The 24,166-nt window shown below is 50.4% G+C and carries 18 protein-coding genes and 1 tRNA gene; 13 read left to right on the top strand and 6 right to left on the bottom strand.

Annotated elements, in window-relative coordinates; translation table 11 throughout:
* Positions 1–36: 36 nt before the first annotated feature.
* Positions 37–1,419, top strand: a complete 1,383-nt coding sequence (locus G0034_RS02435; protein WP_014882316.1) for an MFS transporter — start codon at positions 37–39, stop codon at positions 1,417–1,419.
* An 11-nt stretch (positions 1,420–1,430) separates the two neighbouring features.
* The gene (locus tag G0034_RS02440) at positions 1,431–3,041 is read left to right on the top strand and encodes a glycoside hydrolase family 43 protein (RefSeq protein WP_179120460.1); all 1,611 of its coding nucleotides are present in this window, start codon (positions 1,431–1,433) and stop codon (positions 3,039–3,041) included.
* A 4-nt stretch (positions 3,042–3,045) separates the two neighbouring features.
* Here G0034_RS02440 and xynR read toward each other — a convergent pair whose 3' ends face one another.
* The 3 genes from xynR to argL all read right to left on the bottom strand — a co-directional run bounded on the left by xynR (position 3,046) and on the right by argL (position 5,059).
* Complete coding sequence (xynR, locus tag G0034_RS02445) at positions 3,046–3,804, bottom strand: DNA-binding transcriptional repressor XynR (RefSeq protein ID WP_179120461.1); 759 nt, start codon at positions 3,802–3,804, stop codon at positions 3,046–3,048.
* Positions 3,805–3,989: 185 nt separating this feature from the next.
* Entirely contained in the window at positions 3,990–4,994 is a 1,005-nt protein-coding gene (gene argF / locus G0034_RS02450) for an ornithine carbamoyltransferase (RefSeq protein WP_023331910.1), read from the bottom strand.
* Entirely contained in the window at positions 4,964–5,059 is a 96-nt protein-coding gene (argL, locus tag G0034_RS23235) for a putative translational regulatory protein ArgL (protein ID WP_217906299.1), read from the bottom strand. The genes argF and argL overlap by 31 nt, the downstream gene beginning before the upstream one ends.
* A gap of 99 nt (positions 5,060–5,158) precedes the next feature.
* On the opposite strand from argL, the gene rraB reads away from it, so the two are divergent.
* The 10 genes from rraB to G0034_RS02500 all read left to right on the top strand — a co-directional run bounded on the left by rraB (position 5,159) and on the right by G0034_RS02500 (position 18,574).
* Positions 5,159–5,584, top strand: coding sequence for a ribonuclease E inhibitor RraB (gene rraB / locus G0034_RS02455; protein WP_179120462.1), 426 nt, complete (start codon positions 5,159–5,161; stop codon positions 5,582–5,584).
* Between the two features lie 46 nt (positions 5,585–5,630).
* The gene (gene miaE, locus G0034_RS02460; protein WP_179120463.1) at positions 5,631–6,389 is read left to right on the top strand and encodes a tRNA isopentenyl-2-thiomethyl-A-37 hydroxylase MiaE; all 759 of its coding nucleotides are present in this window, start codon (positions 5,631–5,633) and stop codon (positions 6,387–6,389) included.
* A 30-nt stretch (positions 6,390–6,419) separates the two neighbouring features.
* Positions 6,420–7,142, top strand: a complete 723-nt coding sequence (locus G0034_RS02465) for a topoisomerase II (RefSeq protein WP_179120464.1) — start codon at positions 6,420–6,422, stop codon at positions 7,140–7,142.
* A gap of 106 nt (positions 7,143–7,248) precedes the next feature.
* Positions 7,249–7,333, top strand: a tRNA-Leu gene (locus tag G0034_RS02470).
* A 197-nt stretch (positions 7,334–7,530) separates the two neighbouring features.
* Complete coding sequence (locus tag G0034_RS02475) at positions 7,531–8,787, top strand: tyrosine-type recombinase/integrase (protein ID WP_179120465.1); 1,257 nt, start codon at positions 7,531–7,533, stop codon at positions 8,785–8,787.
* Between the two features lie 339 nt (positions 8,788–9,126).
* Positions 9,127–12,651 carry a type I restriction-modification system endonuclease gene (hsdR, locus tag G0034_RS02480; RefSeq protein ID WP_179120466.1) on the top strand — a complete coding sequence of 1,175 codons (3,525 nt, stop codon included), beginning with the start codon at positions 9,127–9,129 and terminating at the stop codon, positions 12,649–12,651.
* A gap of 79 nt (positions 12,652–12,730) precedes the next feature.
* Complete coding sequence (locus tag G0034_RS02485) at positions 12,731–14,350, top strand: class I SAM-dependent DNA methyltransferase (RefSeq protein WP_179120467.1); 1,620 nt, start codon at positions 12,731–12,733, stop codon at positions 14,348–14,350.
* Positions 14,350–15,705 (top strand): restriction endonuclease subunit S, encoded by a 1,356-nt coding sequence (locus tag G0034_RS02490; RefSeq protein ID WP_062936021.1) that lies wholly within the window; start codon positions 14,350–14,352, stop codon positions 15,703–15,705. Before G0034_RS02485 ends, G0034_RS02490 begins: the two co-directional genes overlap by 1 nt.
* Entirely contained in the window at positions 15,705–17,408 is a 1,704-nt protein-coding gene (locus G0034_RS02495; protein WP_062936002.1) for an AAA family ATPase, read from the top strand. Before G0034_RS02490 ends, G0034_RS02495 begins: the two co-directional genes overlap by 1 nt.
* Positions 17,408–18,574 (top strand): hypothetical protein, encoded by a 1,167-nt coding sequence (locus G0034_RS02500; protein ID WP_074135968.1) that lies wholly within the window; start codon positions 17,408–17,410, stop codon positions 18,572–18,574. Before G0034_RS02495 ends, G0034_RS02500 begins: the two co-directional genes overlap by 1 nt.
* Before the next feature lie 34 nt (positions 18,575–18,608).
* Here the strand turns inward: G0034_RS02500 and G0034_RS02505 are convergent, their stop codons facing one another.
* Positions 18,609–19,775, bottom strand: a complete 1,167-nt coding sequence (locus G0034_RS02505; RefSeq protein WP_286079228.1) for a PD-(D/E)XK nuclease domain-containing protein — start codon at positions 19,773–19,775, stop codon at positions 18,609–18,611.
* Positions 19,763–21,889, bottom strand: coding sequence for an argonaute/piwi family protein (locus G0034_RS02510; RefSeq protein WP_286079229.1), 2,127 nt, complete (start codon positions 21,887–21,889; stop codon positions 19,763–19,765). The genes G0034_RS02505 and G0034_RS02510 overlap by 13 nt, the downstream gene beginning before the upstream one ends.
* 53 nt (positions 21,890–21,942) lie before the next feature.
* Between G0034_RS02510 and G0034_RS02515 the strand changes: the two genes are divergently transcribed.
* Entirely contained in the window at positions 21,943–22,923 is a 981-nt protein-coding gene (locus G0034_RS02515) for an IS5-like element ISKpn26 family transposase (RefSeq protein WP_000019473.1), read from the top strand.
* Between the two features lie 843 nt (positions 22,924–23,766).
* Here G0034_RS02515 and G0034_RS02520 read toward each other — a convergent pair.
* A complete protein-coding gene (locus tag G0034_RS02520) occupies positions 23,767–24,159 on the bottom strand; it encodes a VOC family protein (protein ID WP_179120468.1) in 393 nt (130 codons plus the stop codon).
* Positions 24,160–24,166: the final 7 nt, after the last annotated feature.

Consider the following 24,166-nt stretch of genomic DNA (forward strand, 5'->3'; position numbering starts at 1 on the left):
TTGTTATTCAGCACACGACATAAGGGTGTAATTCTGATGACGCAATTAACCATGAAAGACAAAATTGGCTACGGGCTGGGTGACACCGCCTGCGGCTTCGTCTGGCAGGCCACGATGTTTCTGCTGGCCTATTTCTATACCGACGTCTTCGGCCTGTCGGCGGGCATTATGGGCACGCTGTTTTTGGTCTCCCGCGTGCTCGACGCCGTCACCGACCCGCTGATGGGGCTGCTGGTTGACCGCACCCGCACGCGGCACGGCCAGTTCCGCCCGTTCCTGCTGTGGGGCGCGATCCCGTTCGGCATCGTCTGCGTACTGACCTTCTACACGCCGGACTTCTCGGCGCAGGGCAAAATCATCTACGCCTGCGTGACCTACATTCTCCTGACCCTGGTCTACACCTTCGTTAACGTGCCGTACTGCGCCATGCCGGGCGTCATCACCGCTGACCCGAAAGAGCGTCACGCCCTGCAATCCTGGCGTTTCTTCCTGGCGGCGGCGGGTTCGCTCGCCATCAGCGGCATTGCCCTGCCGCTGGTGAGCATCATCGGCAAAGGGGACGAGCAGGTGGGCTATTTCGGCGCCATGTGCGTGCTGGGGCTGAGCGGCGTGGTGCTGCTCTACGTCTGCTTCTTTACCACCAAAGAGCGTTACACCTTTGAGGTGCAGCCGGGCTCGTCGGTGGCAAAAGATCTCAGGCTGCTGTTCGGCAACGGCCAGTGGCGCATTATGTGTGCCTTTAAGATGATGGCGACCTGTTCCAACGTGGTGCGCGGCGGGGCGACCCTCTACTTCGTCAAATACGTGATGGATCACCCGGAGCTGGCGACCCAGTTTTTACTCTATGGCAGTCTCGCCACCATGTTCGGCTCGCTCTGCTCCTCCCGCCTGCTGGGCCGCTTTGACCGCGTCACCGCCTTCAAGTGGATCATCGTTGCCTACTCGCTGATCAGCCTGCTGATTTTCGTCACCCCGGCGGAGCATATCGCCCTGATTTTCGCCCTCAACATTCTGTTCCTGTTCGTCTTTAACACCACCACGCCGCTCCAGTGGCTCATGGCCTCTGACGTGGTGGATTACGAGGAGAGCCGCAGCGGGCGCCGCCTCGACGGGCTGGTCTTCTCCACCTACCTGTTCAGCCTGAAGATTGGCCTGGCGATTGGCGGGGCGGTGGTGGGCTGGATCCTGGCGTACGTCAACTACTCCGCCAGCAGCAGCGTGCAGCCGGTTGAGGTGCTGACCACCATCAAAATTCTGTTCTGCGTGGTGCCGGTAGTGCTCTACGCGGGCATGTTCATCATGCTGTCGTTCTATAAGCTCACCGACGCCCGCGTGGAGGCCATCAGCCAGCAGCTGATCAAGCACCGCGCGGCCCAGGGGGAAGCCGTTCCCGACGCCGCGACAGCCGCATCCCATTAACCGGAGGCACTATGGAAATCACTAACCCGATACTCACCGGCTTCAACCCGGACCCGTCCCTCTGCCGCCAGGGCGAGGACTACTACATCGCCACCTCGACCTTCGAGTGGTTCCCGGGCGTGCGCATCTACCACTCCCGCGACTTAAAAAACTGGTCGCTGGTCAGCACCCCGCTGGACCGCGTGTCGATGCTGGACATGAAGGGCAACCCGGACTCCGGCGGCATCTGGGCGCCGTGCCTGAGCTACGCCGACGGCAAATTCTGGCTGCTCTACACCGACGTGAAGATTGTCGACTCGCCGTGGAAAAACGGCCGCAACTACCTCGTCACCGCGCCGTCCATTGAGGGGCCGTGGAGCGAGCCGATCCCGATGGGCAACGGCGGGTTCGACCCGTCCCTGTTTCACGACGACGATGGCCGCAAATATTACCTTTACCGCCCGTGGGGGCCGCGCCACCACAGCAACCCGCACAACACCATCGTGATGCAGGAGTTCGATCCGCAGACCGGCACCCTCTCGCCGGAGCGTAAGACCCTGTTTACCGGCACGCCGCTCTGCTACACCGAAGGCGCGCACCTGTATCGCCACGCAGGATGGTACTACCTGATGGTTGCCGAAGGCGGCACCAGCTACGAACACGCCGTCGTGGTGCTGCGTTCAAAAACGATCGACGGGCCGTACGAGCTGCACCCGGACGTGACGATGATGACCAGCTGGCACCTGCCGGAGAACCCGCTGCAGAAGAGCGGCCACGGTTCGCTGCTGCAGACCCACACGGGGGAATGGTATATGGCGTACCTCACCAGCCGCCCGCTGCGCCTGCCCGGCGTGCCGCTGCTGGCCTCCGGCGGGCGCGGCTACTGCCCGCTGGGGCGCGAGACCGGCATCGCCCGCATCGAATGGCGCGACGGCTGGCCGTATGTCGAAGGCGGCAAGCACGCGCAGCTGACCGTGAAAGGCCCGCAGGTGGCCGAGCAGCCTGCGGCCGCTCAGAACAGCTGGCGGGACGATTTCGACGCCAGTTCGCTTGACCCGGAACTGCAGACCCTGCGCATTCCGTTCGACGACACCCTCGGCTCGCTCACCGCGCGCCCCGGCTATTTACGGCTCTACGGCAACGACTCGCTTAACTCGACCTTCACCCAGTCGACCGTGGCGCGCCGCTGGCAGCACTTTACCTTCCGGGCGGAGACGCGGATGCAGTTCTCGCCGATCCACTTCCAGCAGAGCGCCGGGCTGACCTGCTACTACAACAGTAAAAACTGGAGCTACTGCTTTGTGGACTACGAGGAGGGGCAGGGGAGAACCATAAAGGTGATCCAGCTCGACCACAACGTGCCGTCATGGCCGCTGCACGAGCAGCCGATTCCGGTACCGGAGAGTGCGCAGAGCGTCTGGCTGCGCGTCGATGTGGATACGCTGGTCTATCGCTACAGCTACTCGTTCGACGGCGAGACGTGGCACACCGTGCCGGTAACCTATGAGGCGTGGAAACTGTCGGACGACTACATCGGCGGGCGCGGCTTCTTCACCGGCGCATTTGTGGGGCTGCACTGCGAGGACATCAGCGGTGACGGCTGCCACGCGGACTTCGACTACTTTACCTACGAGCCGCTGTAGCGGCTCAGGCCGGGTAGCCCAGCGCGCGTGAGAGCTGGAGCCCGGCCTGCTGAAGCTGCTCGCGGAAATTAGCCAGCTCGGCGTCGTCCACGCGCGAGGTCAGCGTCGACAGGCTCAGGGCGGCAATCACGCGTGACTCGTGGTTCCACACCGGCACCGCCACGCAGCGCACGCCCTGCTCGTTCTCTTCGCTGTCCAGGGCGTAGCCTTGTTCGCGGGTTTTTTTCAGCGCATCCACCAACGCTTCGCGGGTGGCAAGAGTGGAAGGGGTAAAGGTAGTGTACTGATAGCCCTCCAGCAGGGCGTTCAGCTCGGCCTCGCCCAGCCAGGCAATCAACACCTTGCCGATGGCGGTGGCATGAACCGGCAGGCGACGGCCAATGCGCGAATAGGCGATGGCGGCCAGCTTGCCTTCAATCTTCTCGATATAGACCCCTTCACGCCCGTCCAGGATCCCCAGATGGGTGGTCTGCCCAGTCCGCCGGGATAGATCCGTCAGCCAGCCTTTTGCCTTCTGACGAATATCCATTGAGCCCACGACGAAATGGCCGCGCTCGACCAGCTTCATGCCGAGGCGATATTTACCGTTCTCCGGGTTCTGATCGATATAGCCGTAAAGCTGCAGGGTTTTCAGCAGCGAATGGAGGGTACTTTTGCTCAGCCCCATCAGTTTGCTGATGTCGGTGATCTTAAGCTCGGTGGCCTGCTCGTTGAACAGGTCGAGGATCTGCAACGCACGTTCAACAGACTGAATAATCGGCATAATGCTGGCATGTCCACGCTGGAATTAAGGCGAAAACGTACCTTTTTTGGGGTGAAAAATCAATTGAGCAGGCCTGATTTGCCCGGCGGCGCTTCGCTTGCACGGGCCTACGGGTTTTGTAGGCCGGGTAAGCGCAGCGTCACCCGGCAAGAAGAGCGCACCGAATAAAAATGTGGGAGAGAGGATCACTCCCCAAGCGTCGCCACCATCACCGCCTTAATCGTATGCATCCGGTTTTCCGCCTGGTCGAACACGATGCTCGCCGCCGACTCAAACACCTCGTCCGTCACCTCCATCCCGCCGTGCAGATCAAACTCTTTCGCCATCTGCTTGCCGAGCGTAGTCTGGTCGTCATGGAACGCCGGCAGACAGTGCAGGAACTTGACGTTCGGGTTGCCGGTCAGCGCCATCATCTGCGCGTTCACCTGATACCCACGCAGCAGCGCAATCCGCTCCGCCCACTTCTCTTTGGCTTCGCCCATCGACACCCACACGTCGGTATAGATAAAGTCCGCGCCCTTCACGCCGGCCGCTACGTCTTCCGTCAGGGTGATTTTGCCGCCGTGCTTCTCTGCCAGCGCGCTGCACTCCGCTACCAGGCTCTCTTCCGGCCAGCAGGCTTTCGGGGCCACCAGACGCAGATCCAGCCCGGTCAGCGCCGCCGCTTCCAGCATCGAGTTGCCCATGTTGTTGCGCGCGTCGCCCGCGTAGACCAGCGTCATCTCGTTAAACGCTTTGCCCGGCAGGTGCTCCTGCATGGTCAGCAGGTCCGCCAGCAGCTGCGTCGGGTGGAACTCGTTGGTCAGGCCGTTCCACACCGGCACGCCCGCATATTGCGCCAGCGTTTCGACCACGTCCTGGCCGTGGCCGCGATACTGAATGCCGTCGTACATCCGCCCGAGCACCCGTGCGGTATCCTTAATTGACTCTTTATGCCCAATCTGGCTGCCGCTCGGCCCTAAATAAGTGACGCGTGCGCCCTGGTCAAATGCGGCAACTTCGAAAGAGCATCGTGTACGGGTCGAGTCTTTTTCGAAGATGAGCGCGATGTTTTTACCAGTAAGCTTTTGTACTTCCTTGCCCTTTTTTTTATCGGCTTTAAGCTGTGCGGCAAGAGTCAGCAGAGAAGTGAACTGTGCAGGGGTAAAGTCGAGCAATTTCAGAAAGTGTTTCTTGTACAAATCGGACATTTTATCCTCGCCTGGCAAACGCCACTTATTGAATTAAAATTCACTTTATATGTGTAATTATTCATTTGCAACCCCGTTTCACAATTCTTTCTTACAAAGGTGGAGGCAAACCCGTCCGTGTGTGAAAATAGAAGTATCTGCCGCACTTTAAAGAGGATTGAGCCATGGCAAACCCGGAACACCTGGAAGAGCAACGCGAAGAGACGCGTCTGATTATTGAAGAGCTGCTGGAAGACGGTAGCGATCCGGACGCGCTGTACACCATCGAGCACCATTTCTCTGCGGATGATTTCGACGCGCTGGAAAAAATGGCGGTGGAAGCCTTCAAGCTGGGTTACGAAGTGACCGAGCCGGAAGAGCTTGAAGTGGAAGAGGGCGACACCGTCATCTGCTGCGACATCCTGAGCGAAGGCGCGCTGAAGGCGGAGCTGATCGACGCGCAGGTAGAACAGCTGATGAACCTGGCCGAGAAGTTTGAGGTGGAGTACGACGGCTGGGGAACCTACTTCGAAGATCCGAACGGTGAAGACGACGAAGAAGGCGACGACGAAGATTACGTCGACGAAGACGACGACGGCGTGCGTCACTAAGCGTTTCAGGCGGTGGCCCTCGCCACCGCTTTTTCAAGGCAGAACCATGGATTACCCGCAGATACTCGCCCCCGTACTCAACTTCCTCCCGTGCCCGACCCCGCAAGCATGGATTGATAAAGCCCGCGACCCGGCAAACCTGCCGCTGCTGCTCACCGACCACATGGTGTGCGAGCTCAAGGCCGCCCAGACCGCGCTATTACTGGTTCGTAAATACGTCGCCGACGAAAGCGGTGCCGACGCGCTGCTCGACTGGCTCAAACCCTACGAACTGTTCACCTTCCGCGACGGCCCGGAGCCGGACTTTATTGCCCTGCACAGGCAGATTGGCAAAAGCGTGATGCCCAAAACCGACGACCCGTGGGGCCAGGCGCTCATCGACAGCATGGTGCTGCTGATTAAAGAGGAACTCCACCACTTCTGGCAGGTGCGCGAGGCGATGCTGGCCCGCGACATTCCGTACGTCAAAATCACCGCCAGCCGCTACGCCAAAGGGATGCTTAAAGAAGTGCGCACCCACGAACCGCTGACGCTGATCGACAAACTCATCTGCGGCGCCTACATCGAAGCCCGCTCCTGCGAACGCTTCGCCGCGCTGGCCCCGTTCCTCGAGGACGACCTGCAAAAGTTTTATCTCTCGCTGCTGCGCTCGGAAGCGCGCCACTATCAGGACTACCTGACGCTGGCCCAACAGGTGAGCGACGACGATATCTCACCGCGCATACAGCATTTTGGCGAAATTGAAGCCACACTTATCTCGACACCGGACAACGAGTTTCGCTTCCACAGCGGCGTGCCGGTGTAAACCGGCATAACGCAAGGATAAGGATGCGAGATGAATAAAACGTGGACCCGTATTGTGATTGTCGTCGTCGCGGCCGCCGCCGTGGCGTTCTGGGTGTTCTTCGACAGGCAGCGCGCGCCGGAACAACAGATGGATGCTGCCCTCAACGCGATGCCCGCCTGGCAGGTGATTAAGGAGCAGGAGCCTGCGCTGCATCAGCGCATCCTCGACCAGATGGCCGCCCTGCAAAAAGCGGGCGAGCCGGAGCAGCAGATTATCGACACCATCCAGCCGCAGATCCTGCATCTGCAGATGTCGCGCCTGCAAAACGCCCCGGACGCCAACGTGGTGAACTACATGACCATCAACATGGAGCAGACCGCCGCCATCCAGAAGGTGAGCGACGACGCCTGCTTCCGCTTCCTCTACCCGATGGTGAAGGGCGGCGTGAACCCAATGCGCATGCTGGATAAAGACCTGATGGCGCGGCGCATGCAGGCCGACGCCGACATGATGCGCGCGGCCTACGGCAAAAACCGCCACACCGTGACCAAGGCCGAACGCGAGGCGGCAGTCGAGGATGTGCGGCCGATTATGAAGGCGCTTGCCGATAAGTACGGCGAGGACATCCAGCTGTTGCAGATGCCGGAGAAGGCGGCGGGCAAAGAGAAGCTCTCCTGCGATATGGTGCAGGAGATGTGGGCGAAGGTGCTGGCGCTGCCGGAGCAGAAGGCAGCAGGGGTGATTCGGCTGGCGGTGTCTGAGCTGGAGTGACGAAGGGCGCTGGTTTTTTGGGCACTTAGCGTGGGTTTCGCGCGTCGCCGCTTGCATGGCGGCGCGCGACAGGTATAATCCACAACGTTTCCGCATCCCCTTCAGTGCCGAAGTGGCGAAATCGGTAGACGCAGTTGATTCAAAATCAACCGTAGAAATACGTGCCGGTTCGAGTCCGGCCTTCGGCACCATCGGAACATCAATAGACGTCAACGGACGTCTTTTTTTGTGCCTGAAATCCAGTATCCGCAAGGCTTTCCTCGCTTTTTCACTCAACCTAAGTCAACCTGATTCAATCTACATCAACTTACTGATGCGGGTACAACTGCGGGTATATCCCGGTTCGATAATGGTTGTACCCACACAGACCCTTGAAAGGATACTCATCATGGCTCTGAGTGATGTGAAGGTTCGTTCGGCTAAGCCTGAAGCAAAAGCCTATAAACTAACTGACGGTGAAGGCATGGTTTTGCTGGTTCACCCTAACGGTTCCAAATATTGGCGGCTTCGTTATCGCTTTGGAGGTAAGGAGAAGATGCTGGCGCTGGGGAAATATCCTGAAGTGTCGCTGGCGGATGCCCGGGCACGCAGGGATGAAGCGCGTAGGCTATTAGCTAATAGCGTCGATCCTAGTGAGAACAAGAAAGCTGTTAAGGTAGGACAAGAGCAAGAAGCGATAACGTTTGAATCGGTCGCCAGAGACTGGCATGCCAGCAATCAAAAGTGGTCGGCATCGCATAGCGCTCGTGTATTGAAAAGCCTTGAAGATAATCTTTTTGCTGTCATCGGTAAGCGGAACATTGCTGAATTGAAGACGCGGGATCTTCTTGTACCCATCAAAGCGGTGGAATCATCCGGACGACTCGAAGTTGCGGCTCGTTTACAACAGCGAACTACCGCGATTATGCGGTTTGCCGTTCAGAGCGGCTTAATCGACTACAACCCTGCACAAGAAATTGCCGGTGCGGTTGCTACGGCGAAAAGACAGCACCGTGCTGCTCTGGAACTTAACCGTATTCCTGAATTACTTCACCGTATTGATCACTATTCTGGCAGGCCGTTAACTCGACTGGCTGTCGAACTCACGTTGTTGGTTTTCATCCGTTCAAGCGAGCTGCGTTTTGCCCGCTGGTCAGAAGTAGATTTTGAAACGGCCATGTGGACGATCCCCGGTGAGCGTGAATCGTTGGACGGTGTTAAACATTCTCAACGTGGTTCAAAGATGCGGACTCCCCATCTTGTTCCTTTATCGCGACAGGCTCTGGCTATTTTGGAAAAAATCAAAAGCATGAATGGGAATCGAGAACTGATATTCGTGGGCGATCACGATCCATGTAAGCCTATGAGTGAGAACACGGTGAACAAAGCTTTGCGAGTGATGGGCTATGACACGAAAACGGAAGTGTGTGGCCATGGTTTCAGGACGATGGCGTGTAGTTCTCTGATTGAGTCAGGATTGTGGTCGAGGGATGCGGTAGAGCGGCAGATGAGTCATCAAGAGCGTAGCTCTGTGCGTGCGGCGTATATTCATAAGGCCGAGCATCTGGATGAGCGCAGACTGATGCTGCAGTGGTGGGCTGATTTTTTGGATGTGAATAGGGAGAAGGCGGTTAGTCCGTTTGATTTTGCCAAGCTTGGGCGGTGATTAGTCGCGGTTTCTCCCACAACATGCGGAGTGGGGACTGTGCATAAGTTAAAGCGGTCTATCCAAAGGAGACCAACAGTGCCAGCAGTGATGCTGGTGCTGCTAGTTAATGACACTGCTTATTTTTTGTCTATTTTGCAATATGCGTTATGTCTCTCGAGAGTAACCCTGTGTTAAATATCTATAGGGCCAGTCTGCCGCAATGAATAATCGAAAGAAGGAATTGATTTAAGTGGGGGAGTGTTTACTTACCTGTTCTGACCGATTTTTTTCGATACAATGCTACCAAGTATTTAACAAATTCTAAGCACAGGCGCTTTATAATCGAGAGGCGATTGAATGGATGCTTTAAGGGCTACAACATCGACAAATTTCAGTTTTCTCGCTGAACATGACCCGCTGTTTCTACAAATCGCCACTGCTGCAGAAAACGCCTTCTCAGGCGATCCCAACACCACCTTGATTAAGTTGCGCCAACTAGGTGAAGCCTTAGCACAACATATTGCTGCGCTGGTCGGGCTCACGTTTGATGAACCGCCCACTCAGGCTGATTTACTCTACCGCCTCAATCGCGAGCTAAAATTTGAACCCACGGTACGCGAGCTATTTCATCTATTGCGGATAGAGGGCAACAAGGCCACTCACCAGTTCAAAACTAAGCACAAAGAGGCGCTAGATGGCTTAAAAGTGGCGCGAGCGCTAGCTATCTGGTTCCACCAATCTTTCGGCAAGCAGGGCGCGGCCTTTAAACCCGGCGCTTTTATTGCTCCTCCAGACCCGAGCAATCAGCTCAGGCAACTCCAAACGGAAATCGATCGCCTCAAAAGTGAGCTCACTACCGCCAACATACAGCTAGATTCCAGCCAACAGCTGCAAAATTTGCTGGTGCAGGAAAAGAGTGAATATGAAACGCTGGCGCTAGCCATGGATGATGAAACTAAGGTGTTAGCATCGCAGGCGAAAGAGCAGGAAATTGCACTCGAACAGCTTCGACAGCAATACGAAGAAAAATTAAAAATCCTGCAAGCGCAACTGACCGAAAAAGATGAAAAGCAGGCCCGAACACAACGGCAAGAGTTTGCCCAGAAGAGCCGCCGTGCCAGCCAACATATCGCGTTAAATGAAGAACTCACCCGTATACTGATTGACCAAAGCTTAAATGATGCGGGCTGGCTTGCTGACAGTCAGGAACTGACCTGGGCTAACGGAACTCGCCCTGAAAAGGGGATAAACAAAGCCATTGCCGAATGGCCTACGGAGCATCAGGGTAAAAAAGGTCGCGCTGATTACGTTCTATTTTGCGGCTTAACTCCGCTGGCCACGGTCGAAGCCAAAAAAGAAAACACCGATGTTGCGGGAAAAATTCCGCAGGCAGAACGCTACAGCAAAGGCTTCAAAATCACTTCCCCCATGATTGGCGCATGGGAGCGGGAAGGCCGAACCATTGCATGGGCGGATGAAACTGACGGGCATTACATTATCCCGTTTGTATACTCCTGCAACGGTCGCCCCTACGTGCCACAGTTGGTCGAGTCATCAGGAACTTGGTTCCGGGACGTGCGCGAACCGTCCAACATCCGCCGTGCGCTGCAAAAGTTTCATACCCCGCAAGGCTTGCTGGATAAACTCGAACGCAGCAAAGACAGCGCCGAACAGAAGCTAAAGCAAGAAGGCTTCGCTTACCTCCGGTTACGCGATTATCAGCAAAAGGCCATTCTCGCCGTTGAAAGCACATTGGCGCAAAACATCCGCAATGCCCTGCTGGCGATGGCGACCGGCACCGGGAAAACACGCACCATTGTTGGTCTAATGTACCGTTTTCTGAAAACTGAACGCTTCAAGCGCATCCTGTTTCTGGTTGACCGTACGGCTTTGGGCGAGCAAGCCACGGACACCTTCAAAGAAGCGCCGTTGGAGCAAAACCAGACGCTGTCTCAGATTTACAATATCGCTGAGCTCGGCGATATGGCTACACAGGCAGAAACCCGAGTACAGGTCGCGACGGTACAGGCCATGGTTAGCCGCATTTTTTCCTCGGACACACCACCGCCGGTGGATGAATTTGACTGCATCATCGTTGATGAAGCCCACCGAGGCTACACCTTAGATCAGGAAATGACTGAAGGGGAACTCTCGACCCGCGACGCCAGCCAATATCTCTCCAGCTACCGTCGGGTGCTCGATTATTTCGACGCGGTAAAAATCGGCCTTACCGCCACACCAGCGAAACATACCAGCGATATCTTCGGCAAACCGATTTACATCTACTCCTACCGAGAAGCCGTGGCGGATGATTGGCTCATCGATCATGAACCCCCAATCCGTTATGAAACGCTGCTGACGCAAAATGGCATCCACTTTGACAAAGGGAGCCAGGTGCATGCCATTAATATCCACACCGGAGAGGTTGAGATTGATCAGCTAGAAGACGAAGTGGATTTCAACGTTGATGCATTTAACCGTAGCGTCATCAGTGAAAACTTTAATCGGGTTATTTGCCAACAGCTCGTGAAAGAGCTCGACCCCTTTGGCGAAGAGAAAACGCTGGTTTTCTGCGTTACAGACAAACATGCCGACATGGTCAAACGCTTGTTGGATGAAGCGTTCTCTGCCGAATATGAAAACTATAATCAAGCGGCCGTCGAGAAAATCACCGGTGAAAGTGACAAAGTCAAACAGTTGATCAAACAGTATAAAAATGAACGCTATCCGAATATTGCAATCACCGTTGATTTGCTCAGCACCGGCATTGACGTGCCGAAGATTTGTAATCTGGTTTTCATGCGTCGGGTGAAGTCACGTATTTTATTTGAACAAATGATTGGTCGCGCAACGCGCCGCTGTGATGACATTGGCAAAACGGTCTTCCGTATTTACGATCCAGTGGATATTTATGAGGCCCTCAGCGACGTCAACACTATGAAACCGTTGGTCAAAGACCCCAATATCACGCTTGAGCAATTGGTCAGCGAGTTAATCGATACTGAACAGCTTGAAAAAGCGCTCAACAGCCCCGGCGAACAGACAGGTGAAACTCAGGCTGATGTGGTGCTCAGTCAGTTAAGCCAAAAGGTGATGCGCATCCTGCGTAAAGCGGAAAAACGGGCAGAAAATCGCCCAGCGGTGAAACAAAAATTGGCTGACCTCCATCAAATGTGGGGCGTTGAGCCAAAACAGCTGCATCAACATCTGCATCACTTAGGGCCGCGTCAGGCGGCAGCCTTCATCCAACAACAGCAAGGGCTAATTAGCCAGCTCAACGAGATAACTACATTACTCGGAAGTGAATACCGGCCGATTATTTCTGAGCATCATGACCAGCTACAGGAACGTAATCAGAGCTACGGTAGCCATCAGCGGCCAGAAGATTACCTGGAAAGCTTTGCGGATTTTATTCAGCAGCAGCTTAACCAATCCACTGCGCTGGCCGTGGTTGTCAACAAACCCCGCGACCTCACTCGTGAACAGCTTAAAGAGATCCGCTTATTATTAGACGGTGCGGGTTATTCCGAAGCTAAACTACAAACTGCCGTGCGTAATCAAACCAATCAGGATATCGCCGCAAGCATTGTCGGCCATATTCGCCGTGCTGCACTAGGGGAACCGCTTGTGCCTTTTGCACAGCGCGTATCACAGGCAATGATCAACATTTATAACAGCCACGCATGGACAACCCTGCAACGAAAATGGTTGGATCGTCTGGCAAAACAGCTGGTTCATGAAGTGATCATTGATCACCAATTTATTAACAGTAGTTTTGCTGATGACGGCGGCGTAAAACAGCTTAATAAGATATTGGTAGACCAATTGGACAGCGTGCTGGATGAACTTAACGGTGCGATCTGGCCACAACAAAGCGCGTGATTTTAGTAAAATTCGCCGCTGAAATTAGCTTTTTTAATCGTGCTTGCGGCATGTTCCGTGAGCGAATGCAGGAAAAATAATGAGTAAAAATAACGATATCGTACAAAAACTGTGGAACCTGTGTGATGTACTACGTGACGACGGCATCAACTACAGCGATTACGTCACCGAACTAGTACTTCTGCTATTTATCAAAATGGTGCATGAAAATACCGAAGCAGAATTATTAGATCAGCACACCTTACCGCAGGGCTGCCGCTGGGGCGATCTTAACAGTTTATCGGGCCTTAACCTGCTTAACCATTACAAGCAAATGCTACTGAAACTTTCCACCGGCAAAGATGCTGAAGGCAATTTGATTCATGCCGACCCGCTGATTAGCGCCATTTACGCCGATGCGCAAACTCGCCTGCGTGAGCCTCGTCATCTCGAACAGATGATCCGCACCCTCGACCAGATTGACTGGTTTAGTGCTAAAAAAGACGGTCTCGGCGATCTTTATGAAGGTCTGCTGGAGAAAAATGCCGGAGAAACAAAATCTGGCGCAGGACAATATTTTACGCCGCGAGCCTTAATTAACAGCATGGTACGCTGCATTAAGCCACAGCCTGGAGAAGTGATCCAAGATCCCGCTGCGGGCACCGCAGGATTTTTGATTGCCGCCGATCAATACATCAAGCAACAAACCGACAACCTCTACGACCTGACGGCCAAAGCGAGAGCCTTTCAAAAAAATAAAGCCTTTGTTGGTGTAGAACTGGTTCCGTCTACGCGCCGCTTGGCACTGATGAACTGCCTGCTGCACGGCATGGAAGGGGATGACGAAGGCGTCGTGCATCAGGGCAACGCGCTGGGCATGGCGGGCGCTAGCTTGCCCAAAGCCGATATCATTCTTGCTAATCCTCCGTTCGGTACGGCGAAGGGCGGTGAAGCTAGCATTACCCGTGATGACTTAACCTACCCAACCAGTAACAAACAGCTAGCGTTTTTACAGCATATCTACCGTAACTTAAAACCGGGTGGCCGTGCAGCCGTGGTGCTGCCCGACAACGTCCTGTTTGAAGCGGGCGTCGGCACCGATGTACGCCGTGACCTGATGAACAAATGTAATCTGCACACCATTTTGCGTTTACCCACCGGGATTTTTTACGCGCAAGGCGTGAAAACGAACGTTTTATTCTTCACTAAAGGTAGTGTCAGCAACAAACATCAGGATGAAAACTGCACCGAAAACGTCTGGGTCTATGACTTGCGCAGCAACATGCCAAGCTTTGGTAAACGCACCCCGTTTGGTGAGCAACATTTAAAACCTTTTGAAGCGGTTTACGGTGACGATGCCAACGGCCAAAGCCCGCGCAGCGAAGGGGAATGGAGCTTTAACTCCGATGAGCTCGACGCGCCCGATAACGCCGAAAATCAGCACGTTGACGACCGCATGGCGATCAGCCGCTGGCGCACATTCAGCCGCGACTGGATCCGCGATGTTAAAGGTGATTCATTAGATATCTCATGGCTGAAAGATAGCAACAGCGTTGATGCGGCTAACCTACCTGAGCCATCGGTGCTGGCTGCCGAAGCTATGGGCGAACTGGTTCAGGCATTGGGAGAACTGGATAGGCTGATGCGCGGGCTGGGTGCTAGTGATGAAGCCGATGTACAAAAGACGTTATTGAATGAGATGTTGGGTGGTGTTAAGTGATTAGCGAGATAAAATTACCGGAGGGGTGGGTAGAAGCAGAATTACAAGAAGTAGCTGTTTGGGGCTCGGGTGGAACACCCTCGCGTAAGTACCCTGAATATTATAATGGTGATATTCCTTGGATAAAAACGGGTGATTTAGGACCTCGGCTTATTACCCGATCTAGTGAGTATATAACTAAGCAGGCAGTTCAAAACTCAAACGCAAAGTTATTCTCAAAAAATTCTGTAGTAATAGCTATGTACGGGGCAACCATTGGTAAGACTTCTATCTTAGGGATTGATGCAACAACTAACCAAGCATGTGCCGTTGGTTTACCAATAGAAAATGTAACTACAAGCATTTTCCTATACTATCTTTTGTTAAATGAAAAAAAATCATTTATTGCAAAAAGTAAAGGTGGAGCACAACCTAATATCTCACAAGCACTAATTAAAGAGCATAAAGTTCCCTTTCCCTCTCTAGCCGAACAAAAAATCATCACCGATAAACTCGACACTCTGTTAGCACAGGTCGATAACACCAAAACACGCCTTGAGCAAATACCACAAATCCTAAAACGTTTTCGTCAGGCAGTGTTGGCGGCTGCGGTGAGTGGGAAATTGACGGAGGAATGGCGTGGTACAGCTATCCTAACTGATTGGAAAAAAGGGACACTTAAAAATTTCATAAAGAAACCATCTTACGGTACCTCTGCAAAGTCACAAAAAGAAGGTTTAATCCCTGTTTTAAGAATGGGAAACCTCCAGAATGGTAAATTGGACTGGTCAGATTTAGTTTATACATCAGATAAAAATGAAATTGAAAAATATAAACTAATAGCTGGCGACATATTATTTAATCGAACAAACAGCCCAGAGTTAGTAGGCAAGACCTCTATTTACAGAGGTGAGAGAGATGCTATCTATGCTGGGTATTTGATTAAAGTTCAGTGTTTAGATGGGCTTAATCCTGAGTATCTTAATTACCATCTCAATAGCAATATTGCGAAGCAATATTGCTATGAGGTTAAATCTGATGGCGTAAGTCAATCAAATATTAATGCCCAAAAACTGGCGGCATACCCGCTGGAAGTACCACCAATCAACGAACAACACGAAATCGTCCGCTGCGTAGAACAACTCTTCACCTATGCTGACGGCATCGAAAAGCAGGTACAAAACGCCCTTGAGCGCGTCAACAACCTCACACATTCGATCTTGGCTAAAGCATTTCGTGGGGAACTCACGGCACAATGGCGGGCAGAAAATCCCGAATTAATCAGCGGTGAAAATAGCGCAAAGTCATTGCTGGTAAAAATTCAACACCAGCGTACAAGTATAAAAAATATCAAGCAAAGAAAAGGTAAAAGTTAATGAGACTGATATCTTTAAACTTGAGTGGCGGCTACAAAGGCTTGAAAGATCAGTTCTTTGATTTTAGTTATGCACAAGATAATATATTTGCATTGATTGGCCTTAATGGTTCTGGTAAATCTCAATTGCTTGAGTTAATCGGGGAAACTTTTGCTTATCTAGAGCGATGGCAACGTGCAGAGTTCAAAAATAAAACATCGTTAGGTTTTAGCGTTGCGGTACACTATCAATGGGATCTTAGAAATGATAGTGCTGTTATGTCTTACCCAGACGAGCTCATGAGTCATGGTGAGAGTATTGAGCTAAAGGTAACTATTGAGCTTGACGGAAATGTGGTTTTAAATGTTCGTGGTACTGATGAGTGGCATGTAATACAGCTTGGTGAGCGCCATTTTCCCATCCCTCTCGTGGTTGGTTATGCTTCGGGGCTAAACGAAAATTTACAGCGAAGTTTTATGAAAAATGCTGTGCAATATTTTGAAGTTCGTCGAATTAGTAGCCAGCGTCTAAAAATGCTATCACGAGAAATCAATGATGAACAGTTGGCTGAAATTAACAAAAAGTATCTTAAAAAATACCCACACATATTTGATCCTTTATCAGAAGGTGATTTTGTTCCAAATTATCACCTGAATTTGAGAGAAGTGAACCCTGCCCCTAGCAATTTTAACTATCTTGATTACGATAATATTGGGCTCTTAATTTTATCGCTATCGATTCTTCCGGCTGGGACAGTATTTCAACTATTAGATGAAATAACATATAAATATCCAGTCAAAGCCGTACTTCATTACGATTTTCGTTCAGGTATCATAGAAGATGATGCCATTCGTGATGTGAAAATGTTGATCCGTATAGCAGGCACCGATCAAGTAAGGCCAACAGGAGGCCGAACTACAGATAGCCAGTATGAACTTTATGAGTTAGAGCATTTGTCTGGAGAAATAACTCTCGAATTAAGTGATGAGGCTGTTTTAAAGAGACTTCGTGAAGAAAACTACCATGATTCTTTTGCATTATTTAAAAGACTTAACAATATTCAACAGCTTGGTATAAAAAATTGGACTCGTACATCTCGTTTGAAGTTGATGATAGATAATTTTATAGGTACGGTAAAAAAACCGCTTCAGTCAAGATTACCTTTATCTGTTGTTGAGTTATTAATGGCTAATGAAAAGGGTGATACCGTGAAGTTTGATGATTTATCTGACGGTGAAGCTCAATTGATTCAGGTTATCGCGGCCACAAGAATATTCAGTCAGGTTCAAGCTCTATTTCTTTTTGATGAGCCAGAAACACACCTTAATCCATCTTGGCGCACCTATTTTCACCAGCGTTTAACCAAAGCATTTACACCTGAAGACGAGAGAAAAGGTCAATCGCAGTTCTTTTTATCTACTCACTCACCATTCATGATTTCCTCGCTCAAACGCGAGAATGTATTTTTCTTCGAGCGTAATGATATGGGTTGTATCAGTATGGAACCGGTGTCCAGCCAGACTTATGGCACATCATTTGATGTCTTGGTTAAGAACCACTACGGTCTGCGTTCCCTTATTTCACAGACAGTGGTAAAGGATGTTAAAAATCGATTACCAGAAGATAATAATCCTGAAGCAGTTATAGCTGCGCGACTCTGGATTGAGGAAAATCTGGGAGAGTCAATGGAAAAGGCTTATCTGCTAAGGAAACTAGAGAGCTAATGTTATTTTCACTTAATCCACAGACGCCTCAATGTTCGGTATTTGCATTTCTTAATGCTGAATTTCTTCATTTTTTGCAAGCTTCTATTAATGCTGATGTATTCTCAGAAAACTTATTCCGCACTTTTCCTGAGATGATTGAAAATATAGAAGTACTTGTCCCTAGTGTATGTTGGAGTAATGAGCCCACAAGAGAGAAATTTCTTGGGTTATGGAAAGCGCGGCCTACGACCGTTGCGCAGCGACGGGAGTTGTCAGACCAAATAAGTCAGGCTCAGGATATTAATTTATTTTTCAACAATACCCAAGCTGTATTGCCGCAATTAGTACCAGACTCCTTATTCGAAGCATGTAAGGCGTTAACAACTCATTTGTTTACACGCACCAAAGATCTAGCTCAAGCAAAGTCACAATCCAATAGTTCTATTGAAAAACATTATCAGAATTTCGTCAGAGAAAATAATAATAGCCATCTATGTCCTATTTGTGGCACTGCACTTCTCTCTCAAAATCGAGAAAGCGTAGCAGAGGAAGAACAATGGCGATCAGATTATGACCACATTCTTTGCAAAGATAAATATCCAGTTTACAGTGTCCATCCAGGAAACTTCATTCCGACTTGCCATATTTGTAATAGTAAAGCTAAAGGGGCAAGGGACTTACTGAACACTGCTGATCTCCAGAGACGATTAGCGTTTTATCCACTTCCCCCATCACAAGAGTCATGTGAGCAATTTGTTGTGGTATCGCTTCACCTCAGCGACCGTAGAGATTTAATTGTGAATAGTTGGGAAACACCGTTGGGGTCAGCATCCATTTTATTCCCTAGAGCTCCAGCTGACATAGTAGATAAAATAGGTGTATGGAAAGAAGTTTATAAAGTACCAGAAAGAGTTGAACAGCATCTTAAGGTCAACTTTTGCGAGCGTGTGGCCGCTGATCTACGACCAGTAAGCTTTGATGATTTCTGTGAGCAATTACATAGATATTCGAGACAAATGCCAGCAGACTATAGAAAATCGGAATGGAGGTTTTGGTGGCAGAAAGTCTATGAATTCTTATCAGATCAAAATAGAGACTATTTACATGATGTGTGGATATTAATTGACTGGAAGTTAAGGTTATCAAATGATGCTGATATGGCTGATACTTTTAATCACATTTAAATATTACTTCAACAGGGTGAGAGTATTGTTACTCTCACTTTTTAAAATTCATTGTAGAAGGTGCGCTTATTACTACGCAACCATCAATGCCTTTTATCTTCAATACTCCCTCCTTGAATTTAACATGTTCTTGTGTTGCTCGAGTGCAGTCCCACAGGAAGCTGATGATATAAGAATCCTTATATTTTTCGTCGACACGATAAAGTGACGCATCTTCTGCAATTTCTCCTATTAGTGCAGGAAACGATTTCTTTGTATCTTTTCGGTATTTTACTTCAATAATTGTGTGCAGTGATGGCAGATAAAGGTCTATGCGGGGGTTTTTTTGCCCGACAGGCTGAAGATTCACCTCATCTGCAATATCGTTGAATATTGGTGCAAGTAGGATATAAAGCAGATTCTGAACATGATATTCATTTTCAACTTGCCACTTTACGGGCTCTGCGGCTCTAGTTCGACCTGAGTCCTCCCATGTCCACCGTTTTAACCCAGCAGGGATATGTTCCAGAAATCCTAGCAGGTCATCCAGTGTCCATCCAGACGGTGGAGCAATGGCAATTTCCTGATTAATTTGATTAAAAACGTAAAGCATTACGCACAAGAGAGTAACTGAAGGATTTTCTGTAGCTTGTGCTTGAAATTCGCTCATGAAACGTCCGACAAGAGAAAGTCGGTTCTGATGGCTATTGATCTCCAGTAACTTTCGATAATGAAGGAAGAGTGGTATGCAGGCACTACTAAAGGAGGCTGATTCGCTGTTACTGACATATGCCGCGATATCTTTCTCGAAGATACTTAGATGGTAGCTTTCAATCTGCTGAGCCAGAAACCCTGAAATCCACTTTTCGAACTCGTGATCTATGCTCTCATCTTGCATCTGTGCGGTTAGCCATTTCACTGCCATTACACCGAACATATCCGATACCCAAGGTCTCGGTGTTGAATCTATCTTGGGAGCTTGTCCGAGCAGGCGAGAGACATCCTGGACCGAGACAGTTTCATCAAGAATACCTAAACCTGAAATTGCACAGCGTTGGTATAAAGATAGGTCCGCAAAGCTAAAATTCGTAATGCAGCTTTTAACTCCTTCCAGGAGACTAAAAAAGCAGGACTTAAATGGATCAATGTGAGCGGATTCGATCACCTTACTGTGAAAATAGTCGCGTAGCTGATAAACGTTTTCTTTCTCTATAGGAACCATTGTGAATGCCCTATTTTTCCAATCATGACTGAGTCACTCCAGCCCGGAAGCTGATTCAACCATCCTAAATTATGGGCGATAAGATCGGAATAAGTGATGGTAACTGGCATGGGATTGGGGAAGTAACTACGCCAGGAGTGTGATGCGAAACTGTAGAGCTGAGCACTCAAATACTTAATATCTTTGAAGGTCGAGTCTTTATGAACGTTGACGATCACACCACGTGGATGACCGTCCGTTTCTTGTCGTAATTCACGTTGGCCGATCAGGTAAACAAGCATTTCGTTTTTAGAAAGCTTAAACGTTTTTCCGCGATGTGTCGCCAGGCGTCCTTTCGACATGGTCGCCGTTGAAGAGTCGAACATGTGGAGTCCATGATTCTCTGAGATTTTTACGAAGGCATACTCGATCTGGTAATCTCTATACTTGTCGATTACCGCACGGACTGCCTGAATCTCTTCCTTATTGAACTTTTTGACTTGTACATGGAAAATTAAGCGAATCGTATCGCCTTTCTGCCAGTTCATTCGCCTTTGTATTTTTTCTATATTCTCGGCTAGAACAGAGGTTAGAGCGCCGCAGTAAGCTTCCGGTACAACGGCTTTGGACGTACTCGAGACAATGTAACTACCGTCTCCCGAAAATACGGTGGTGATTCCCATAATGCGCTGATTATGGGCACCACGCTCTTGGACTATATTTGCACTGCCAATACCGATCACGAGTTCATGGGATAGTGTTGGCGATGATTTGAGTAGCCACGGGACTCCACCCATCTTCGCATAGCAGGCCAGTGACATGTTATTAAGCGAGTAGCCGAGTGAATAATCAGACTGCGCTAGCAGCTCTATTGTGAAATCCTGTACAGGAACTTGGTGCAAGTAAAATAGGCTTTTACCAAGATAGTAAGGATTATCAGCAACTTTGAGTTTTTTAAATGACTGCCGCACCTGTACGAGGGCCAGATCCCAACGTCCTCCTTCATCAGCTTTTTTGCGTATTGCAGCTTCGATGGCATTTTTGTATGCATCGACGCTGTCTGTGGATGTTTCGAACACTTCAACACGACTGGTTCCAAGTGCAAATTTACCCTCAAGGCCATTTCTGAAATATTTGCTATTAGCCATGCCTTTCAGAAGCTTACGGACGAACTGCTCGACTCGCCCTTTGTCATGTTGGGCGCAGATCACGCAGATTGATGGATCGTTCCTATCGAAGGTTCGCTTTGTATAGGGGCCATTTTGTGTAAGACCCTTCTCCGTCCAATCTGCTTCACCGTTATCGTTGAAGACGAACACCGGCTTTTGCATCTGTGCACAATCTTTTTGAATGTCGTATGGATCCTCAATTTCGATACGCGTTCCATCGAGCAGCGAGATGTTTGTCGTTTGGATATACCTCTTAAGGGCGTCGATGCGGTCTTTTTTATTCTCGCCTCCGTTGAAAATGGAAACGGACTGCCGAATATGTTCGACAATGGAGTCTTTCTTCGTACCATGCGTATGAAGGATGTAGTCGTCAAAATTCGCTCGACTAGCTTCGAGATAAACGTCTTTAGCCTCAGCATGAACTGCTTGGCCGTCGGGACGAATAACACTCAGAGTTCTCCCTTCGTGGCAGCTTTCTACAAACCCTAAAAGTTTTCTAAATCCGTCGTCCTGCTCAGTGACGACGTAGCGACCAATAACATTGAATCCGGTTTTTAGGAAAAACAGGCAGTTCTCTTTTACTACACGACGTGTTGAGCAATCAATTATAAGACACGGTTGACCCTGGACAGTACGAGTGTCGATTGAATACTTGGCACAAATTTTTAAGGGATAAGCCTCACCAAGAATTGAGGCTAAAAGATTGTCTTTTGCTTTGGCACTTACCACCTCGATAGGATTGAAGCCGCAAGGAGTTCGACCCAACCCAGCGAAGTGCTTGAGCAGACCATCTTTGACCAGAGAGCAAAAGGTTCCCAAATTATCCTTTAGTTGCAGTGTCTGCGGTGTACCAGATTTGGGGAATGTACCATCACTCGAAAAGATCTGAATATTGTCACCCTGACGCCGGAAGACGTGCGTCGCTTTATGGGAGGAGCGGAGGCTATCTAGGGAAGGTGCGAACAAGTTCCTGATATGAGATCATCATATTCATCCGGAGCGCATCCCAGAGGGACATCATGAGCCATCAACTCACCTTCGCCGATAGTGAATTCAGCACTAAGCGCCGTCAGACCCGAAAAGAGATTTTCCTCTCCCGCATGGAGCAGATTCTGCCATGGCAAAACATGGTGGAAGTCATCGAGCCGTTTTATCCCAAGGCGGGCAATGGCCGACGGCCCTATCCGCTGGAGACCATGCTGCGTATTCACTGCATGCAGCATTGGTACAACCTGAGCGACGGTGCCATGGAAGATGCCCTGTACGAAATCGCCTCCATGCGCCTGTTTGCCCGATTATCCCTGGATAGCGCCCTGCCGGATCGCACCACCATCATGAATTTCCGCCACCTGCTCGAGCAGCATCAACTGGCCCGTCAATTGTTCAAGACCATCAATCGCTGGCTGGCCGAAGCAGGCGTCATGATGACCCAAGGCACTTTGGTGGATGCCACCATCATTGAGGCACCCAGCTCTACCAAGAACAAAGAGCAGCAACGCGATCCGGAGATGCATCAGACCAAGAAAGGCAATCAGTGGCACTTTGGCATGAAGGCCCACATTGGTGTCGATGCCAAGAGTGGCCTGACCCACAGCCTAGTCACCACCGCGGCCAACGAGCATGACCTCAATCAGCTGGGTAATCTGCTTCATGGAGAGGAGCAATTTGTCTCAGCCGATGCCGGCTACCAAGGAGCGCCACAGCGCGAGGAGCTGGCCGAGGTGGATGTGGACTGGCTGATCGCCGAGCGTCCCGGCAAGGTAAAAACCTTGAAGCAGCATCCGCGCAAGAACAAAACGGCCATCAACATCGAATACATGAAAGCCAGCATCCGTGCCAGGGTGGAGCACCCGTTTCGCATCATCAAGCGGCAGTTCGGCTTCGTGAAAGCCAGATACAAAGGGCTGCTGAAAAACGATAACCAACTGGCGATGTTATTCACCCTGGCCAACCTGTTTCGGGTGGACCAAATGATACGTCAGTGGGAGAGATCTCAGTAAAAACCGGAAATAACGCCAGAAATGGTGGAAAAAATAGCCTAAATAGGCTGATTCGATGTGTTTGCGGGAAAAAAATCGGCCCAGATCCGCGAAATTTTAATCAGCGAGTCAGCTTGGGAAGAAATGACCTGCTTATTCGCACCTTCCCTAGAGTCGTCTTGTCGTAGGGTATCTGGACAAATTTCAACTCCAATTCAGGGATTTTCAGTGGAAACGCATTCAGGACAATCGGCAAGACCCACCCCTTTTGTGTTAGTGAAAAATCCAACATACTGCGTCTCGATAATTATTCCCAGTCAGGGATGTGCTGGCACCTGCTGTGGGTTCCCTCCATCCGACTCTGGAAATAACTGTTCAACAATTAATTTTCCTACACTGTAGCGTAAATTTTCTTAAGGCTCCCAAAGCGATTATTTAACTCTTTAAACTAATCTAATGTAAAGACTAGGGAAATGATACGAGTGTAGTCTATGTCTTCGCTGTGATGAGGATCTATTCTTCGGTGTACATAGGGGTACTTAAGTTCCGATATAACACTCAACCAGCCTAAATTACACCTGCAGGATCTCATGATTAAAATGATCTATGTGGTAGGTCATTAAATGGAGTAACCGGTCTCTCACAAGCAGGCGTAAGCCACCCCTAAGGGGCAGACAGATGCCATGCAGTTGAATGGTTTAAAGGGTTTGAGAGGGTGATAGTGCTGCGGTTGTCACACTATAGAGTTATGGCGTAAAAACAGTCAGACATCCCGGCATTTATTAACTCGTCCAACGCTCCTCTGAAATTTGCGGGATCGGTTTAGTTTCAGGTGGAGGCGCTGAGGCCCCCGATTTATCGTACTCAGGATTGTGCGGTGTAATAGACGAAAGCCTGCTTGTTGCCATCGGGGTCTCTAACATAAGCGCTGTAGAAACCTTCGCCGTAATGCAAGCGCAGGCCAGGTCCTCCCTCGTCCGTGCCGTCCTGGTTTAAAGCGAGCGCGTGAAGCTGCTGGATATGTTCGGCAGAGCGGGCAATCAGGGCGACCATAACACCATTTCCGGTCGTGGCATCCTGTTTATCAAAAGGTCTGCCGATACCCAGTGCCGTCGTGTTATTACCGTTGAAAACGCCCCACCATGCGACGTCCTCATTCCTGCCGCCACGGGGATACCCCAGCATCTCCATCAGCGGATCGTAGAATGTAATGGCGCGTGGCAGGTCGTTGGTTCCAGGCATAAGGTAAGAGAACATTGGCTCT

The organism is Enterobacter sp. T2, assembly GCF_010692925.1.
Taxonomy (GTDB): Bacteria; Pseudomonadota; Gammaproteobacteria; order Enterobacterales; family Enterobacteriaceae; genus Enterobacter; species Enterobacter kobei.

Coding starts and splice junctions, on each gene's coding strand:
- G0034_RS02505 (WP_286079228.1), bottom strand. CDS start 19,775: ATGGTTCCTATAGAGAAAGAAAACGTTTATCAGCTACGCGACTATTTT.
- rraB (WP_179120462.1), top strand. CDS start 5,159: ATGGCAAACCCGGAACACCTGGAAGAGCAACGCGAAGAGACGCGTCTG.
- miaE (WP_179120463.1), top strand. CDS start 5,631: ATGGATTACCCGCAGATACTCGCCCCCGTACTCAACTTCCTCCCGTGC.
- argL (WP_217906299.1), bottom strand. CDS start 5,059: ATGAATAATTACACATATAAAGTGAATTTTAATTCAATAAGTGGCGTT.
- G0034_RS02520 (WP_179120468.1), bottom strand. CDS start 24,159: ATGTTCTCTTACCTTATGCCTGGAACCAACGACCTGCCACGCGCCATT.
- argF (WP_023331910.1), bottom strand. CDS start 4,994: ATGTCCGATTTGTACAAGAAACACTTTCTGAAATTGCTCGACTTTACC.
- G0034_RS02515 (WP_000019473.1), top strand. CDS start 21,943: ATGAGCCATCAACTCACCTTCGCCGATAGTGAATTCAGCACTAAGCGC.
- G0034_RS02485 (WP_179120467.1), top strand. CDS start 12,731: ATGAGTAAAAATAACGATATCGTACAAAAACTGTGGAACCTGTGTGAT.
- G0034_RS02465 (WP_179120464.1), top strand. CDS start 6,420: ATGAATAAAACGTGGACCCGTATTGTGATTGTCGTCGTCGCGGCCGCC.
- xynR (WP_179120461.1), bottom strand. CDS start 3,804: ATGCCGATTATTCAGTCTGTTGAACGTGCGTTGCAGATCCTCGACCTG.
- G0034_RS02495 (WP_062936002.1), top strand. CDS start 15,705: ATGAGACTGATATCTTTAAACTTGAGTGGCGGCTACAAAGGCTTGAAA.
- G0034_RS02435 (WP_014882316.1), top strand. CDS start 37: ATGACGCAATTAACCATGAAAGACAAAATTGGCTACGGGCTGGGTGAC.
- hsdR (WP_179120466.1), top strand. CDS start 9,127: ATGGATGCTTTAAGGGCTACAACATCGACAAATTTCAGTTTTCTCGCT.
- G0034_RS02500 (WP_074135968.1), top strand. CDS start 17,408: ATGTTATTTTCACTTAATCCACAGACGCCTCAATGTTCGGTATTTGCA.
- G0034_RS02440 (WP_179120460.1), top strand. CDS start 1,431: ATGGAAATCACTAACCCGATACTCACCGGCTTCAACCCGGACCCGTCC.
- G0034_RS02475 (WP_179120465.1), top strand. CDS start 7,531: ATGGCTCTGAGTGATGTGAAGGTTCGTTCGGCTAAGCCTGAAGCAAAA.